The 16262-nt window shown below is 46.1% G+C and carries 14 protein-coding genes; 9 read left to right on the top strand and 5 right to left on the bottom strand.

Features of this window, described 5'->3' with window-relative positions; translation table 11 throughout:
• Positions 1–156: 156 nt before the first annotated feature.
• From IEY46_RS07640 to IEY46_RS07630, 3 genes are read left to right on the top strand one after another with little or no spacing between them, the layout of a single operon-like run.
• A complete protein-coding gene (locus IEY46_RS07640) occupies positions 157–1251 on the top strand; it encodes an endospore germination permease (protein WP_188990643.1) in 1095 nt (364 codons plus the stop codon).
• Positions 1248–2729: a spore germination protein gene (locus tag IEY46_RS07635; RefSeq protein ID WP_229750132.1), complete on the top strand. Its 1482-nt coding sequence runs from the start codon at positions 1248–1250 to the stop codon at positions 2727–2729. Before IEY46_RS07640 ends, IEY46_RS07635 begins: the two co-directional genes overlap by 4 nt.
• Complete coding sequence (locus tag IEY46_RS07630; protein WP_188990641.1) at positions 2726–3877, top strand: Ger(x)C family spore germination protein; 1152 nt, start codon at positions 2726–2728, stop codon at positions 3875–3877. Before IEY46_RS07635 ends, IEY46_RS07630 begins: the two co-directional genes overlap by 4 nt.
• A gap of 108 nt (positions 3878–3985) precedes the next feature.
• Here the strand turns inward: IEY46_RS07630 and IEY46_RS07625 are convergent, their stop codons facing one another.
• Positions 3986–4279: a DUF2642 domain-containing protein gene (locus IEY46_RS07625; RefSeq protein ID WP_229750131.1), complete on the bottom strand. Its 294-nt coding sequence runs from the start codon at positions 4277–4279 to the stop codon at positions 3986–3988.
• A gap of 303 nt (positions 4280–4582) precedes the next feature.
• On the opposite strand from IEY46_RS07625, the gene IEY46_RS07620 reads away from it, so the two are divergent.
• A complete protein-coding gene (locus IEY46_RS07620) occupies positions 4583–5749 on the top strand; it encodes an acyl-CoA dehydrogenase family protein (protein WP_188990639.1) in 1167 nt (388 codons plus the stop codon).
• Positions 5750–5794: 45 nt separating this feature from the next.
• On the opposite strand, the gene IEY46_RS07615 is transcribed toward IEY46_RS07620, so the two are convergent.
• Both IEY46_RS07615 and IEY46_RS07610 read right to left on the bottom strand, forming a co-directional pair.
• The gene (locus IEY46_RS07615) at positions 5795–6502 is read right to left on the bottom strand and encodes a PIG-L family deacetylase (protein WP_188990637.1); all 708 of its coding nucleotides are present in this window, start codon (positions 6500–6502) and stop codon (positions 5795–5797) included.
• Positions 6499–6810, bottom strand: coding sequence for a DUF1806 family protein (locus tag IEY46_RS07610; protein WP_188990636.1), 312 nt, complete (start codon positions 6808–6810; stop codon positions 6499–6501). Before IEY46_RS07610 ends, IEY46_RS07615 begins: the two co-directional genes overlap by 4 nt.
• Before the next feature lie 130 nt (positions 6811–6940).
• On the opposite strand from IEY46_RS07610, the gene tgl reads away from it, so the two are divergent.
• Both tgl and IEY46_RS07600 read left to right on the top strand, forming a co-directional pair.
• On the top strand, positions 6941–7726 hold the full coding sequence (gene tgl / locus IEY46_RS07605; protein ID WP_188990634.1) for a spore coat transglutaminase TGL: 786 nt from the start codon (positions 6941–6943) through the stop codon (positions 7724–7726).
• Between the two features lie 938 nt (positions 7727–8664).
• Positions 8665–10164 (top strand): P-loop domain-containing protein, encoded by a 1500-nt coding sequence (locus IEY46_RS07600; protein ID WP_188990632.1) that lies wholly within the window; start codon positions 8665–8667, stop codon positions 10162–10164.
• Between the two features lie 200 nt (positions 10165–10364).
• On the opposite strand, the gene IEY46_RS07595 is transcribed toward IEY46_RS07600, so the two are convergent.
• Complete coding sequence (locus IEY46_RS07595; protein WP_188990630.1) at positions 10365–11129, bottom strand: SDR family NAD(P)-dependent oxidoreductase; 765 nt, start codon at positions 11127–11129, stop codon at positions 10365–10367.
• 189 nt (positions 11130–11318) lie between these two features.
• On the opposite strand from IEY46_RS07595, the gene IEY46_RS07590 reads away from it, so the two are divergent.
• Positions 11319–11681: a winged helix-turn-helix transcriptional regulator gene (locus tag IEY46_RS07590; protein ID WP_188990628.1), complete on the top strand. Its 363-nt coding sequence runs from the start codon at positions 11319–11321 to the stop codon at positions 11679–11681.
• A 568-nt stretch (positions 11682–12249) separates the two neighbouring features.
• The gene (locus IEY46_RS07580) at positions 12250–13455 is read left to right on the top strand and encodes an MFS transporter (protein ID WP_188990624.1); all 1206 of its coding nucleotides are present in this window, start codon (positions 12250–12252) and stop codon (positions 13453–13455) included.
• A gap of 281 nt (positions 13456–13736) precedes the next feature.
• Here the strand turns inward: IEY46_RS07580 and IEY46_RS07575 are convergent, their stop codons facing one another.
• Entirely contained in the window at positions 13737–15032 is a 1296-nt protein-coding gene (locus tag IEY46_RS07575) for an aspartate aminotransferase type Ic (protein WP_188990622.1), read from the bottom strand.
• 236 nt (positions 15033–15268) lie between these two features.
• Here IEY46_RS07575 and IEY46_RS07570 point away from each other — a divergent pair, with 236 nt between their 5' ends.
• Entirely contained in the window at positions 15269–16150 is an 882-nt protein-coding gene (locus IEY46_RS07570; protein WP_188990620.1) for a pentapeptide repeat-containing protein, read from the top strand.
• Positions 16151–16262 lie beyond the last annotated feature (112 nt).

Genomic DNA, 16262 nt, shown 5'->3' with positions numbered 1-16262 from the left:
TTCCTCCCTCCTCTCCTGCATAAATGAAGCTCAGGAAAACCATACTATCTTCATCTATATCCACGATTACTCTTGCACCAAGGGCAAGAAATTTTCAAGTTGGATGAAAGGGTCTAATGTGATGAAGATGCGACCATACACCAGGTATACGCCTAAATGACTACGGGAAAAACAAAAATCAGCATGCTGCAGGTTTTTATGGTTTTTTCATTAATGAACGGCCTCTGTACACATGTAATTGTCAACCCCATGGTCCTTGGTGCCTCTGGCAGGGATGCATGGATTACGGCCCTTGTTTCCGGAGCGCTTTTCATTGTTTGGAGTTTGCTGCTCGTATGGCTTATCCAAAGATCCGGGCAGCAGAAGTGGCATGCCTGGTTGGCTGACAAAACGCACCCTTCCCTTTCATGGTTGCTGATTGCACCTCTTATTATCATCTTGTACATGATAGGAGGAACGACAGTCGTTCAAACGGCACGATGGAATATAACGAACTATTTGCCGCAAAGTCCTGAGCTTCTGCTCGTCGTTGCGCTGGTAGTCATTTGCACGATTCTGGCTCTTTGGGGTCTGAGGGTCATTGCTATTTTATCCGGCATCCTGCTCCCCATTGTAGTCGTGCTCGGTATCTTCGTGGCTGTTTCCAATTCCTCCATGAAGGATTATCATTTGCTTCAGCCTATGCTGGAACAAGGGTGGTCTCCCGTACTGAAAGGTATGGTCTATACAGGGGGAGGCTTCGTGGAACTGATCGTGCTTATAGCGCTGCAGCATCGGATCAAGACCAAGATACGCGCCTGGCCGGTAGTGATCTACGCTGTTTTTGTTACACTCATCACGGTCGGCCCTCTTGTGGGGGCCATAACGGAGTTCGGGCCTATTGAAGCCGCGAATCAGATGATCTCCCCTTATGAACAATGGAGGCTCGTTAAGATTGGACAATATGTCGAGCACGTAGACTTCTTCTCCATTTTCCAATGGCTGTCTGGCGCCTGTATCCGGATCAGCCTCTCCGTCTATTTGATTATCGAGCTTCTTCCAATCAAGAGAATTCGTACCCGCCTCTGGGTCATTGTCGGGATTATGCTGAGTTATCTTACCTGGTCTCTGTTTCCCATTAATGAGTATATCTTTTTCCTCTGGTTGAGCCGCTATTACATGCCAATTTCGTTAACCGTGCTGCTCGCCTTGTCCTTCCTGTGGATGTTGATCGCCTTATTTTCCAAGCCTGTCAAGGAGGGGAGTGTATGAATATGCAATCTCAGAAGAGTCATGAGGTCTGGACAGAGGAACGGCTTAGAACACAATACGCCGAATCGGAAGACGTACGTATCAGAAGCTTCGATTTTGGGGAAAAAGCAGACACACGGGTCATCCTAGCCTATGCTGATGGACTATGCGACGACATTGAAATTGACAAGATTGTTATTCCGAAGCTGGCAGAGCATTATGATAAACAGGGCAATTTCCTGCAGCCATTGACACCATTAACCACGATTCTCCCGATCCAATCTTTTGAGAACGGATCATCGCCAGATAAAGTGGATGAAATTCTGTTCGAGGGTAGTTTAATCTTTTTATTTGTCAAGGAAGAAGCCCTCTATTCGTTGGGATTATCGAACCGTCCCCAACGGCAGCCTAACGATTCAAATACGGAAATATCAATAAAAGGTCCCAGAGATTGCTTCGTCGAGGATATTGTGGTGAATATCGCCTTGGTCCGCAAACGGATCCGAAGCCGTTCTTTACATGTCGAATACCATACACTCGGCGTCAGAACCAGGACCAAAGTCGGGCTCCTGTATATGTATGATATTATTTCACCCAAGTTGTTAAATGAATTACGCAAGCGTCTGGACAGTATCCATTTGGACGGCATCTACAGCATTAACCAACTGGAAGAGATGCTGGTTGGCTCCAAATTCAAGATCCTCCCTCTCCTGGACTTTACCGGGAGACCTGATTACATCGTAAGCTCTTTGCTTGCGGGCCGGTTTGTTCTGATTGTGGACGGAATCCCGATGGTTCTGAGCGGCCCTGCGGGACTAACCTACATTATGAAATCGCCGGAAGATGTACATTTTAACTATGTTTATATTTCTTTTTCGCGGATCATCAGGATTTTCAGTTTGTTCATTTCCATCTTTTTGCCAGGTATTTGGGTATCCCTTGTGGCCTTTCATCCCGACCAGATACCATTCCGGATGATGGCCACCATCGCTATTTCACGGCTGGGTCTGCCTCTCTCCTCACAAATGGAAATGTTTATTCTGTTGATGCTGCTGGAAATTTTCCGCGAAGCGGGTGTTCGGCTGCCCAGCTCGATCGGACAAACCCTGACCTCCATCGGCGCTTTGATCATCGGCGACGCTGCGATACGAGCCGGTCTGGTATCGCCCTCCGTCGTGGTCGTAGGCGCAGTTACTGCTGTGTCCTCTGTAACATTGGTCAACCAAACGCTAAGCACCATGGTCAGTATTTTGCGGTTGATTTTTTTCTTCCTGGCATCTTTTTTAGGGATGTACGGTTTGATACTTGGCGTGATCATTATGATTGCCTATATGTCCAGTCTGCGTTCGTTCGGCGTAAATTATCTGGCGCCGTTGTCCCCACTCAGATTGCATGAAGTGGCCAGTTCTTTTCTGCGAGTACCGTGGACTTTATTAAAGAAGAGACCTAAAAGCCTGAATACGATTGATCGTGACCGGGAAGGAGAAGAAGGCCAATGAATGCAGCCCGCATCTGGGGACTCGCAGTTTCGTGTTTCCTTCTCATATCGACCCAAGGCTGCGCCAACTCGCAAGACATTCAGAACATGGCGTATGTGACCGCAATCGGGATCGATTATGTCAATGGCAGGTATGTGTCTTATGTTCAAGTGCTTAATTTCGTGAATGTCGCGCGGACTGAAAATCTCCCCCAGGGAACGAAAGTTCCGGTATGGGTGGGCAAAGGAGACGGGGACACAGTTTCCGGCTCCCTATCTGCCATAAATGCAACGTCGCAGCTGCGCTTGTACTGGGGTCATGTCAAAGCCGTCATTTTAACCGAGAACCTGCTTCGTAAAGGCGTGCTGGAGACCTATCAGGCACTGAACCGTTATCGTGAAGTAAGATACAATATTCTTATGTATGGCACAAAAGAAAAACTGGATGATGTTCTAATTCAGAAATCGATACTCAACCTCCCTCCTCTGGATTCGATCGTGTTTACCGCAGCCCAGATGAATTCGCAGAAGACATACATTATTCCGATTTCAAGTAATCGCATCATCGCTGAATTGAACGAACCTGGAGAACCCTGCATGCTGCCTTCTATCACAATCGATCGTAATAATTGGACAGAGGATAAGAAAACGAAGACGATGTTCGATATCAACGGTGCCTATTTCTTCAAGAATCACATCATGAATAACTGGATGTCGGCAGAGGACTTAAAAGGTGCGCGCTGGATGGAGTACAAATTAGACCAGACACCCGTACGTATTCCCAAGCAGGGTCCTCCTGTCGCAGTCGTTATGATGGCCCATCCGAAGCTCTCGGTTGAACCAGTCGGATCAGGGGACAGCAGCCAATTCAATATGAAGGTCAATGTGAAAGGCTTTGTCATTGAACTAATCAAGACGACATCGATTACGGCATTGGAAGACCAAACGAGAGAAGTCATTCGTGATGAAATCGAAACGACATACCGAAAAGCGCTTAAGGCAAAGTGTGATCCTTTCAAACTGCAGCAGACGTTGTATCGCGAGAAACCGGCCACGTTCCGCAAGCTCAAGGAAAAACAGCCTTTCTTTCTCCATGAGGATTCTATCAGGGAGATCAAGATAAACGTCCACCTCAGAAGCACAGGCAAATACAAAGGGAAAACGGAATAAGCACTCCTTTGACTGGCGATTGTGTTTTCTATATATGCAGACAAAAGGCTGCCGACACCTGTCGACAGCCTTTAAGTCGTTGATTTTGAAGCAGCGCCTGATTTGAATTTATACAGGCATAATCCAAACGATCTCGGCTATTCGTACGCATACCTGGCGATGGTTCAGTTGGAGCAGGACATGATCAGGTTTTACATCCAGAATGGTGCCCTCTATGCAGCCTCGTGTCGTCTCCAGTACGACGCAGCAGCCAACCAGGCGGCACAATGCCTCAACGACAAAGGGGTCCACGGAAGAAATGAAATGAACATGGGCAGGAGTCACCTGCGCTGGACTTACCTGTGCCGGGCTTACTTGCGCCGGGCCGCTCTTCCCGGGATTCATATAGTTTCTTTGAAACAAGTTATCCACTCCTTAGCTTTAGCTTCGAAATCATCTTATGCAGATGCCTATCGTAAGGAGTGGGCAGATGACTAATTGTAGGCGTATCTTTATTGGCTCAGCAAACGGCTAGTTCTATCGCAAGCTGGTCGGAGGTTTGTCTGTATTCCGTTCGTTCAGTCCCACCAGACCTGAACCATCCTCTTCATGATCGTATCCATCAACTCTCCGCCGTAGGCAATTATCGTATTGCGGTGTCTTTTTTTTGCTTGTACATGTCGACACGCCAGTTGATATAATACGTGGGAAAGGAGTTGATCATGGATGAATCGATACGTCGATCAATATATTCGCAGCGAGGAAGAACAGGCACGGGCCTCCATGGTAGAACAGCTGGCTGCCCGTTTCGCAAAGAGGGCCGCGCAGCATGACCGGGAAGGCTCCTTCCCATTTGAAAATTTCGCCGATCTGCGTGAGTCCGGTTATTTAAAGCTGACCGTTCCTCAAGAATACGGCGGCGAGGAGATTTCGCTATATGAGCTTGTCCTGCTGCAGGAACGGCTCGCATACGGGGATGGCTCGACCGCCCTGGCCGTCGGCTGGCATATCGGCCAGGTCCTTCATCTGAGAACGACGGGCAAATGGCCGCAGGAGGTTTTTGCCGATGTATGCCGCTCTATCGTGCAAGACGGGACCATGATCAATACCTTTGCCAGCGAAGCTGCATCCGGAAGTCCCAGCCGGGGCGGTCAACCTGAAACGATAGCAGTCTCTGAGGAGGGGGGATGGCGGATTACGGGACGTAAAACCTACAGTACATTATCACCGATCCTTGACCGTTTTGTTGTTTCGGCTTATATCCCTGAGGAAGAGTGCACCAGCGATTTCCTCATCCGCCGCAATGAACGGGTGAGTGTGGTCGAGACCTGGGATACGCTTGGGATGCGGGCAACGGGAAGCCATGATGTTGTACTGGATGGGGTTCTCACTGGAACCGGCATGCGCCTCTCCGGAAAAGGCACGGATGACGGAGGAGGATGGCTTTTGCATATTCCGGCTTGTTATATGGGCATTGCTATGGCGGCACGTGATTTTGCCCTGGAATTTGCCCGCTCCTACCGCCCCAATAATCTTGGTGAGCCGATTGCATCCCTTCCCTCTGTTCAGCATACAATCGGGGAAATGGAAATTGAACTGCGAACCGCACGTTCGTTCCTGTATGCAGCCGCAGACCGCTGGGATCGGGAGAAGGACGAGCGGCCTTCTCTCAGGCCGGAGCTTGGCCTGGCCAAGTATGCAGTTACAAACAACGCGGTCAAAGTTGTGGATTTGGCGATGCGGATCGTTGGCGGCGCAAGCTTGTCCCGCAAGCTGCCTCTGGAGCGTTACTATCGCGACGTTCGTGCCGGCTTGCATAACCCACCAATGGATAACACAGTGCTCCACACCTTAGCCAATGCCGCCATCCAGGAGCAGCCGCGGAAAGTGTGAAGCGGCTTGTTTGATAGAGAATTAGGCTCATAGCGTTTGGGTTGCTCAAAATAGATCATGGGAATCACGCTGCAGAGCTTTACGATCCCCTTTCAGGAAATATTCATAGTCCCCAAATCGGGTCAGTGCTTCTTGGTCAGGCAGCCATACCCATTCATCGATCTCAGTCTGGCAGCGATGGGCCCGGAACGCCGCGAGCTTCTCCCTCAGATGGGAGGAAACATCGATTTTAACGACATCCTCCCGGGTATATCCGAACCGTTTTGGCCGTTCCATCACATCGCCAAACGTTATGAAATACAATGCGCCCCGGCCGGCTCTCTGAAATGCGGCCGTGGTTGCTTTTCCGATTGCGCAATGGTCCGGGTGTCCGCCCAACGTTTCGTGAAACGTAAGAATGACATCGGGACCGACCTCAATGATCAACTCCTCAACCCTCGATGCCAAATGGTCAGGATCGATAAATTCAACCGTTTTGTCGCGGATATCCAGGAAATGAAGCTGCCGGATGCCCAGGCATTCGCAAGCTTGCTTGAGCTCCAATTCACGTGCCGCTGCCATAGATTCGCGGTTCAGGTATGGCGGGTTGCCCATCCGTCGTCCCATATCCCCCCTCGTAGCGCTGACCAGCGTTATCTCTACTCCCTCGCTGGCGTACTTGGCGAGAGTGCCCCCGCAAATAAATGACTCATCATCCGGATGCGCAAATACCGCAAGAAGCTTACGCAATGGCGCTTGTTCGATGTTTTTCATTCCGGGAATAGCTCCTTTCCCAGATGCAGGGCGGCATGCATCCGGCCTCTATCGTCATATCCGGCGAGCAGAAGCCGGCCGCGATCATCTACCTCATAATGAGTCAGAGCTTCGATCCTGAGCCAGCCATGGCCGTCGAACCGCAGCGCAGCGCGAAATGGGCCGTCTCCCGCTATAAAAGCATGGGTCACCCGGACTTTGAAATTGCGTACAAAAACAAACGAAGTCGCTTCGCTGTGAATGAAGACGTCCCCTCCTACGAAGGTCATCAGCTGATTCTCCACTTGTTTCCTGTCTATTTTGATCATATTTATCAGGTTCTCTTTTCTATAAGATTAGGATGCCAACTAATAATATCACATCTGAACACAGGAAGCGGAATTCATGACAGTCGTCATCTCCGCATACGCTCTTTATATGGTAAGGAGGCGGGCAGCAATGATTACAATTTCGGGTGTTCAGACGCCAGTGGATACGACCTCTTGGTCACCTGTAGCCAATAAGATCTATCAGCTGAAGAGGAATACAACGATCATTTACAATTATGAATCCGTTGGGCAATTAAGGTTCGAAATGGAACTGCGGGCATCCATTGTTGCTGCAGCTGAAGCTTTAAGCACAAGCGGCTTGCGGTTTGCAAGCTTCAAAAAAGCCCAATGCAATGAGCGTTTCTGGCATTTAACGGAGCAAGGCGGTTTCCGGATCAGGGACGATACGACACCGGCTGCGGGAATCCGCGATATGTTCAATGATGGCGGCAAATACGCCACTGAATGTTCAACAGCCACCATGGCCGTCATATACAAGGGTGTGCTCGATTCTCTTCGGGAGAGCGATTTCAACCTTCTATTCGCGGGTCTGCTCTTGTATGATTGGCATCCTGACGATCATTTGCAACTGAATACGCAAGCGGGAATTAACGATATATATCCCGGCGATATCCTTTATTTCAAGAATCCCGATTTCTCCCCGGAAACGCCGGAATGGCGTGGAGAGAATGTCATTGTGATTGAGGATGGACTCTATTACGGACATCCATTCGGCATCGTTCCCGCACAAACGATCATTGACGGCTTGAACCGTAATCGGATTTCCGGCAGCAGCCGGTCCGCTTATCTCATGGATCAAGTTACCCGACCGGATTATGTGTACCTTTCACAATTTGCACCTGATGTGAGATCTGTTATTTTCGCGAGAATAGGCGAACTGCATTATGTTTATTAAGATCACTGCTGGCCATCGGTCGAAGAGGTTTCTGTAAAGGTTAAGGAGCTGTCCCAAAAGCATCTGCTCACTTGACGAGACAGCCTGCAACTAATCTCCCGTTACTTCAGCGGACAGCCATTCCAATGTACAAACCAAGCGTCTGCCACGAAATCATTACATTATAGGTCAACATTCAGAACCTTTAAGGTTTATCAATATCGTTTTGCCTATTTCAGGGTTGAGTTACTAATCTTTCTCTATACTGTGGATGATCTTTATGTTATGATTATGTTGCTGTAAAAATAAACCATCTCGAGGTGAGGACTATGAAAACACAAAAAAATACTTCTTATCCTCATATTGCTTTTTAGTTATTCTTTTACGAATTCATCAGGCTCTGAGGGTAGGATTATTCACTCTCAGAGCTTTTATATTTAGGCAGAAGGAACGTTTATGCGTTCTTGCCGATCTATGACAGCCACTCACGGAGTGGCTGTTATTTTTTTTGAAAAAAAGGTTGGTCAAGGCAACAATTGGGGGAATATGTATTGATTTTGAATTACTTAGGATGGAATTCATTTTTCGCGGAAAATTTCAAACAGTGCCGATATATGTTTGAGCAGACTCATATCTGGAGATTAGGGGTCGATCCGTTTCGTCGTTACCTTGTTCCAAAGGATAAAGGGCCCCCTTCTTGATATCGTTTCACTTCGGCATGTTTTACCGTTATTCACCGATTTGCAAATATGAAAGGATGATGCTTTATAAAAAGACTCGCTCAATATTTTCGCTCATTACAATCCGAACAGTCATCTTACAGTTTAATTTATGAACCTGACCCAACCTATTGGAATAATGATGTTGCCTATTCCATTGAACGGACACATAAACTCACACTGGATAAACCATGTATCACCCTAAAAATACCTTTTGACCGTCTCGACTTAGATGAAAATATGGATCAAGTTGTTCTCTCAGATTTTGCATTAAGAGAATGGGTTGATCATATTGAGGCATTAAACGAATTGATTTATAACCGGTCACGTTCTGATAAAGAAAATGGTGCTTTTTATTGTTTTCGTCCAACCAATGTGGTGTTGAAACGTAATGCATCCTTTGTCGAAGTCATCTCGGAAAAATGGTATCTATGCTTAATGATTACAGTTCAACTTCCATTCAAGAATAATGATAAAGCTATGCGCATGCTCTGCAAAATGCTTCCAAAAGAAGTGGAGAAATTTATTGCCAAGTTTGATCTCATCCAATTAAATGCTGCCTTTGAATTGGTGAAAAAACAAAATATGATTCGCGAATGGCTGAAATCCAGTAATTATTGTGCGTTTATTGCAAATGGCAGCATTTTGCCAAGAAACACAGACAACAGTGGGCCACTGGAGGCTGCCTTGCCTTTTACTTCCCCGGAAGATGTTGAAGTTGAAATTTGTGGTTTGCTTGGAATGGGAATAAATCATGGTGTGACAGTAATAACCGGCGGTGGTTATTCGGGTAAAAGCACAATTTTAGATGCACTAAATTCGGGGATTTACAATCACATCGCAGGCGATGGACGAGAATTTGTGATTACAGAACAAAGTGCAATGGAAATATCTGCAGAGGAAGGCCGTTCCATAAAAAATATCAATATTACACCTTTCATAAAATGGATACCCAATAGTTCGACTGAACAGTTTTCGACTGACTACGCCTCAGGCTCCACATCTCAAGCCGCAAATATTATGGAGGCAATCAACTTCGGGTGTAAGCTTCTTCTTATTGATGAAGATAGAAGTGCGACGAATTTTATGATTCAAGACATCAAAATGCGCTCATTAATCAAGCATGAACCCATCACACCTTTTACGGAACGTGTCAGGGAGCTTTATGAGGCTGTAGGCGTATCTTCCGTTCTTGTTATTGGAGGTAGCGGTGAATTTTTATCCGTTGCCGATCAAATCATCCTGATGAACAATTTTGTGCCAAAAAACGTAACCCAGGAAGCAAAAAAGTTATGTGAACACGACAAACCTCGCGAGCACATCCCCCTTGCAAAATGGGAAATAGAAAGAAAAATAACCACCGATCACTTTTCGAGCTATCCACAGGGCAGTGGTACAGAAAAGCTGATGGTCTCAACCATGGGATACATGGTGATAGGTGATGAACAAATTGATATCAGAGGGCTTTACAATATCACATCACACGCCCAGCTTACAGCTATTTCCTTTTTAATTCGAAAAATCGCTATAAGTAATCAGGATCGCCTTATCTTTTTTCATGAAAAGATCAAAAAAGCTCTCGAAGATATGGAGAGAGAAGGAGTGGATATCGTATTTTCTTCCTTTTTTCCTGGATTCGAAAGATGGCTTGAATTACCAAGAATCAATGAAGTATTATCTGTCATAAACCGAATGAAACATTTGAATTTTATTCAGCTGGAGTCCTCTGAACACCTCTAATTACGACATAAATATACGTTAATCCAATTGAAGTGGAGGATGGCTGTAGGGTAGACTCTGCGATAATCTAACCAAAGAGGCTGTCCTAAAAGTCATCATTAATTGACTTAGGGACAGCCCCTTGCTTTATACAAAAATAAGTGATGCGGGAAATAATCCTATTATGTGCGGTCATTATTATTGGTCCAGTCCGATGACTGTCAATGAATGGTTTTGACCAATCCGCCATCGATAATGTAATCAACTCCTGTAATTATGGACGCATGATCGGAAACAAGGAAAACGACAAGGTCAGCAATTTCATGAGACTCCGCAAACCGCCCTAGCGAGATTCCGAAGTTAAGAGCCATTTCCTTGAATTCTTCTTCGTTATCCGGTATTCTTCCCGCCCACATCTCTGTGCGAGTTGGGCCAGGCGCGACCGTATTGACACGAATACCCTTCGCGGCGAACTCACCTGCTAAATTTTTGGACAGATTAGTAACGGCGGCTTTGGCAGAACTGTAAGCGATAATAGATGGATTGGGCATAATCGCATTCATTGATGAGATATTGACGATCGCCCCTCCTTGTGCCGACATATGGGGCAGAGCAGCACGGGTTGACCTCACGACACTCATCAAATTAATGTCCATCGTCTCCGTCCAATCTGCGTCGGATAACTGAAGGAAACCTTGTCCGGCATGGTTATCCGTCGCTCCAATGTTATTGATGAGAATGTCCAGTCTCCCAAAGCGGTTTACCGCTTCCAGCATGACATGCTCCGCTCCCTCCTTCGTTGCGGCATTTGCAATAACTGTAAACACTTCACGGGTTGCCGCAAGCTCTCTTAACTCTTCCGTTTCTTGCCGCGCAGAAGCTATGACTTTCGCTCCAGAATCAGCCAGCGCTTTAACGGTAGCGAGTCCGATACCACGGCTTGCACCAGTAACTACAGCGATTTTCCCATTCAAAGAAATGTTCATTTTGTTTCATCCTCTCGCAGCTTAATGGATTGGTCTTCCTTACAACGTCCATTATTGGCTACAATTATGGATTTGCAAAGTACGCAGTTTATCCATACTAAGTATGAATAAAAGGACTATGGCAACCCCACGGATAATTTGGTATGGTAGGCGTACGGTTAATTAATGGTAAAGCTAGGGGTTGAAATTATGCACACCACAAATCAAAAATCTTCATCAACCGATGGGATTCTAGCCACGTTACATGCAATTGGTGGCAAGTGGAAGCCGCTCGTCTTATTTATTTTGCTCAATGAGGGTACGAAACGGTTTGGGGAATTAAGAAAACGGTTACCGAATGTTACGCAAGGGATGCTTACAAACCAGCTCCGTGAATTGGAACGGGACGGACTTGTCTTACGACGAATTTATCAGGAGATTCCTCCAAAGGTTGAATATTCTCTATCCGAACATGGAAGAACTTTAAGCTCTGTCTTAAACGATATGTGTGGATGGGGTTTCAAACATATGGATTTTATGGATTCGAGACCCGAGAAAGGTTTGAACACATAGGAAAGTCTTCGAACAGGGGTAGTACCAGCGAAACTGACATTAACCGCAATCACATGGATTAAAATGGGTTTAATAATTCTAAAAATTCATCTTCTGAAATGCCAAAACCTACATCGGAAACCTTAACCTACCTTTTGTTGGCTTCCCAAGTAATATTTGTTATAATTCATATAATTTATAGGAGGTGCTTTTTTTGATCACCCATTTCATGCGTTTAAGGTAATGTGAGGTGCAATACATGTTGACTCACCCATTTTTTCGAAAAATGGTTTGGGTTTATTTGTAGCGTGCCTTTTCATTTCTCCCAAACGAATGAATGAGGTGTTTTTGTGTTGCTCAAAAAAGAGAAGAAGTCTACCATCACCGGGAATAAATCCCGTACTCATACAAACTGCAGAAGCCGTAATTTTTCTGGTCAGCATTTTCTGCATAATATACGCGTGGTGCATGACTTGATAGCTACGCAAGGCAAAACCGCTGCAACGAGCGGCAGTCATTATCGAAAAAGGAGCAGCTAATCGTTTTACAGCCTCATGAATGAAAATCCGGAAATACAGGGAGCTATGCTATGCAGCATCAATGGAAAAGAACATTTACGTTTATATTCAGTGGGCAAATCTTCTCAATATTAACAACTTCGATGGTTCAATTCTCGATTATTTGGCATTTGACAGAGACAACAGGGTCTGCTTCGGTATTAATGATTGCAGGACTCGCTGGATTTTTACCACAAGCGATATTAGGCCCTTTTATAGGCGTCTGGCTTGATCGGTGGAACCGTAAAAAAACAATGATTATAGCAGATAGTGCGATTGCATTCTTCAGTTTAGTTTTAGGGTTATATTTCTATTTGGGTGAACCGAGTTTGGCTTTTGTTTATCTGATTTTAATAATACGATCTACAGCTTCTGCTTTTCATGCACCAGCATTCCAAGCGGCAATTCCACTCATTGCCCCTGAAGAACATTTAACGCGAGTGGCAGGCTGGCAGCAAATGGTCTTCTCTTTCTCGAACGTGTTAGGTCCTGCACTTGGAATTGCAGTTTACTCGGCCACTTCTCTTGGGTCCGTGTTGTTTTTAGACGTGGCTGGCGCTTTGATCGCAAATATCATGCTGTTGTATGTTAAAATTCATCAGCCTAAACCAGAGAACCTGCAATCACCTTCATTCTTGAATGAATTCAAACTGGGTTGGGATGCATTCATTAAAGTGAAACCGATTGTCATAATCACAATGGCTACAGCTATTTTTGGTATCGTGTTTATGCCGCTTGCGACACTGTTTCCTTTTATGACGTTATCGCATTTTGGACGCGGGGGGTATAGTGCGAGCATCGTAGAAGCAGTTTTTGGCATAGGTATGATTATTGGCGGTGTCATGCTGTCTGTATTCGCATCGAAATGGAAAAATATAACCTATATGAGCTTGAGTTTAGCTGTGATTGGTCTAACATGTGTGGTTAGCGGCGTGCTTATTAAAGAGGCTTTTGTCGCATTCGTGATCCTTTCGTTCTTCATGGGATCGGCAGCTCCTTTTTTCAATGGCCCTTATATGGCCATGATTCAGAGAGCGTTTGAGCCTGCGATGCTGGGACGTGTTATTTCACTCGTTACTAGTGTGATGCTGCTCTCCTCCCCAATTGGACTCCTACTCGCAGGACCGATCGTTGATAGGTATGGTGTTCAAGTGTGGTTTTTCTGGTCAGGTGTTGTCATTATATTGACCGGTATATTCATTTTTAATCAGTTCAAACGAATGCGTGCAGATCTATAATAAAAATAAAAGACTAAGAGACCGAACGATATAAATATAAGCCGGAAATTCCTTAGCGTACGGAATGTCCGGCTTTATTTTACTGAATTGCTTAGCGTGCATTTTTCACGTTTGTTTGCGGTCATCCTGAATAGAATTAGAACTTCATCAAAATTATATCAATATTAGCTCCATTTATAGCCTTTTTTTTATACGAAATCAGGCTAAATGTTCCGAAACGTGTTTACCGTCGATTCATGAATTATAAATCGTGCCCCCTTCACCAGACCGTGGTATCACCATTATTTATTTGTCCCCAAAATAGCCTTGATACTAACCAGTTGAATACAAAGACATAAGATTTCAATAGCCGTCTCAAGTTCCTTCAAGGTTGGAAAAGTAGGCGCGATACGAATATTCCGGTTTCTCGGATCTTTCCCATAAGGAAATGTAGCGCCCGCTTTGGTCAATGTGACTCCGGCTTCCGCTGCCATCCGTACAACATCTTCCGCACAACCATCCAGTGTATTAAGGCTGATGAAATACCCCCCATTCGGCTTTTTCCAATCAGCTATTTTCTTTCCTCCAAGCTCGGATTCAAGCGTCTCTAAGACCTTGTCGAATTTGGGTTTAATAATAGCTGCATGCCTCTTCATATGGCTATTCAACTGATCCATGTCTTTCAGAAAACGGACATGCCGAAGCTGGTTGATTTTGTCGGGGCCAATACTTTGAACCGAGAGCTGTTTTCTCATTGCATCCAGATTATCAACGCTAGCAGCCATTACCGCAACACCCGAGCCGGGAAACGTAATCTTGGATGTCGAGCTGAACATATATACCCGGTCAGGGTTTCCCGCTTTTTTGCAGGCAGCAAGAATATTTTTCAGCCTGTCGGGCTCATTCAAATGGTGAACGGTATACGCATCATCCCAAAAAATTCTAAAGTCGGCCGCTTTCGTTTGCATCGCGGCCAATCTGCCAACTGTTCCATCTGAATAGGTAATGCCATCCGGGTTGCTGTATTTAGGAACGCACCAAATTCCTTTGATTGCCTCATCTTCACCGGCAAGCTTCTCAATCCTGTCCATATCAGGACCATTCTCCTGCATATCGACGATAATCATTTCAATATTAAGAAGCTCACAGATCGCAAAATGCCTGTCATATCCCGGACTCGGGCACAAAAATTTGACTGCGGGCCGTTTCCCCCATGGTCCGCTGCCTCCAGGAACGCCATGGAGCATTGCTCGGGCTATTGTATCATGCATCATGGTCAGGCTTGAGTTGCCCCCAATTACTATTTCGCTGGCGTCCACCTCAAGAATTTTCGAAAACAGCTCTTTTGCTTCCGGTATGCCGTCAATACCGCCATAGTTGCGGCAATCAGAACCATCTTCGGCCTTAAGAAGATCATCCGATCCCAGGATATCCAACATATCCATGGAAAGATCAAGTTGTTCTGGGCATGGTTTGCCGCGTGACATATCCAGTTTCATTTTCTCATTCTTGATATTTTCATATCGTTCTTCCAGGCGCATATAGTAATTATTTAATTCACTGTTTTCCAGCCTGTTGAAATCCGTATGCTTGTCCATCTCCCGCACACTCCCGTCATCGATCTTTTGTCAAAATTATATCATAATTAAGAAGATACACGTGCCCTGCGGTTGATCCTTTTTATAAATCGGCAATTGACGCAAAGGGTATGGAGTAATAACATAATAAAGATTATGCCCTCGGCTATGCAATTGATAAGGCTCCGGCCTGGTCATGTACTTGATTCTTTTTTCATACTTTTATCGTATTCTATGATATCGAAGGAGATTTCAACATGCACGAGCACGACCATCTTTCCACCACATCGAACACTGCCGCAAACCGGCAGAAGCTCCAGGCTGATTGCGAGAAATGTTTCGGATTGTGTTGTGTTGCCTTGCCCTTCGCGGCTTCGGCAGACTTCGCGATGGACAAGGCTGCCGGCCAGCGATGCCCAAGCCTGCAATCTGACTTCCGGTGCGGGGTTCACGACAGCCTCAGGCAGCGGGGTATGCGGGGATGCACGGTCTATGACTGCTTCGGCGCCGGACAGAAAGTTTCCCAGGATACATTCGCCGGATCCGACTGGCAGCAATCCCCAGGGTCCGCCAAACAAATGTTTGAGATTCTTCCAATCATGCGGCAGCTTCATGAGATGCTCTGGTACTTGAACGAAGCGCTGACTTACCGGTCTGCACTGCCGATCCAGGTTGAGCTTGGCAACGCGCTCGCTGAGACGCAGCGCCTCACTAACCTCGATTCCAATGCCATCATGAAGTTGGATATTCCAGCCCACCGTGCGGTTGTCAATGCTCTCCTTCAGCGGACCAGTGAGCTTGTGCGAGGTGATGCCGTTCCTTCTCCAAAGCACTCCCGGGTCCGGCGCAAGCCTATCGGGCCAGGAGCGGATCTTATGGGCGCCAAACTTCAGGGAGCGGATCTTCGAGGCGTCAATTTAAGAGGCGCTTATTTGATTGCTGCGGATCTGAGGGACGCCGATCTGGGAACGGCTGATCTTATTGGCGCTGATTTGAGGGACGCCGACATCAGCGGAGCGAAACTCAGCGAAAGTATTTTTCTTACCCAGATGCAACTTAACGCTGCCAAAGGCAATGCCAGAACAAAGCTGCCGCCATTTCTCACGTATCCGTCCCATTGGGCTGCCACCAATATTTAAAACATACCATCCCCGCACCCCAACATTTGGAGTGCCACGTCTTCTTGGAAATAAAAAAAGCCACATCTGTGGCTGATCGTATGATTCGGATTTGATCTGCAATCCGCATGCA

Source organism: Paenibacillus nasutitermitis, assembly GCF_014641075.1.
Taxonomy (GTDB): Bacteria; Bacillota; Bacilli; order Paenibacillales; family Paenibacillaceae; genus Paenibacillus_Z; species Paenibacillus_Z nasutitermitis.
This window is presented reverse-complemented; position numbering and strand designations above follow the sequence as displayed.

What these genes read in the sequence shown, in the direction of transcription:
- IEY46_RS07640 (WP_188990643.1), top strand. Translation starts at nt 157, where the DNA reads ATGACTACGGGAAAAACAAAAATCAGCATGCTGCAGGTTTTTATGGTT.
- IEY46_RS07635 (WP_229750132.1), top strand. Translation starts at nt 1,248, where the DNA reads ATGAATATGCAATCTCAGAAGAGTCATGAGGTCTGGACAGAGGAACGG.
- IEY46_RS07630 (WP_188990641.1), top strand. Translation starts at nt 2,726, where the DNA reads ATGAATGCAGCCCGCATCTGGGGACTCGCAGTTTCGTGTTTCCTTCTC.
- IEY46_RS07620 (WP_188990639.1), top strand. Translation starts at nt 4,583, where the DNA reads ATGAATCGATACGTCGATCAATATATTCGCAGCGAGGAAGAACAGGCA.
- IEY46_RS07615 (WP_188990637.1), bottom strand. Translation starts at nt 6,502, where the DNA reads ATGAAAAACATCGAACAAGCGCCATTGCGTAAGCTTCTTGCGGTATTT.
- IEY46_RS07610 (WP_188990636.1), bottom strand. Translation starts at nt 6,810, where the DNA reads ATGATCAAAATAGACAGGAAACAAGTGGAGAATCAGCTGATGACCTTC.
- tgl (WP_188990634.1), top strand. Translation starts at nt 6,941, where the DNA reads ATGATTACAATTTCGGGTGTTCAGACGCCAGTGGATACGACCTCTTGG.
- IEY46_RS07600 (WP_188990632.1), top strand. Translation starts at nt 8,665, where the DNA reads ATGGATCAAGTTGTTCTCTCAGATTTTGCATTAAGAGAATGGGTTGAT.
- IEY46_RS07595 (WP_188990630.1), bottom strand. Translation starts at nt 11,129, where the DNA reads ATGAACATTTCTTTGAATGGGAAAATCGCTGTAGTTACTGGTGCAAGC.
- IEY46_RS07590 (WP_188990628.1), top strand. Translation starts at nt 11,319, where the DNA reads ATGCACACCACAAATCAAAAATCTTCATCAACCGATGGGATTCTAGCC.
- IEY46_RS07580 (WP_188990624.1), top strand. Translation starts at nt 12,250, where the DNA reads ATGCAGCATCAATGGAAAAGAACATTTACGTTTATATTCAGTGGGCAA.
- IEY46_RS07575 (WP_188990622.1), bottom strand. Translation starts at nt 15,032, where the DNA reads ATGGACAAGCATACGGATTTCAACAGGCTGGAAAACAGTGAATTAAAT.
- IEY46_RS07570 (WP_188990620.1), top strand. Translation starts at nt 15,269, where the DNA reads ATGCACGAGCACGACCATCTTTCCACCACATCGAACACTGCCGCAAAC.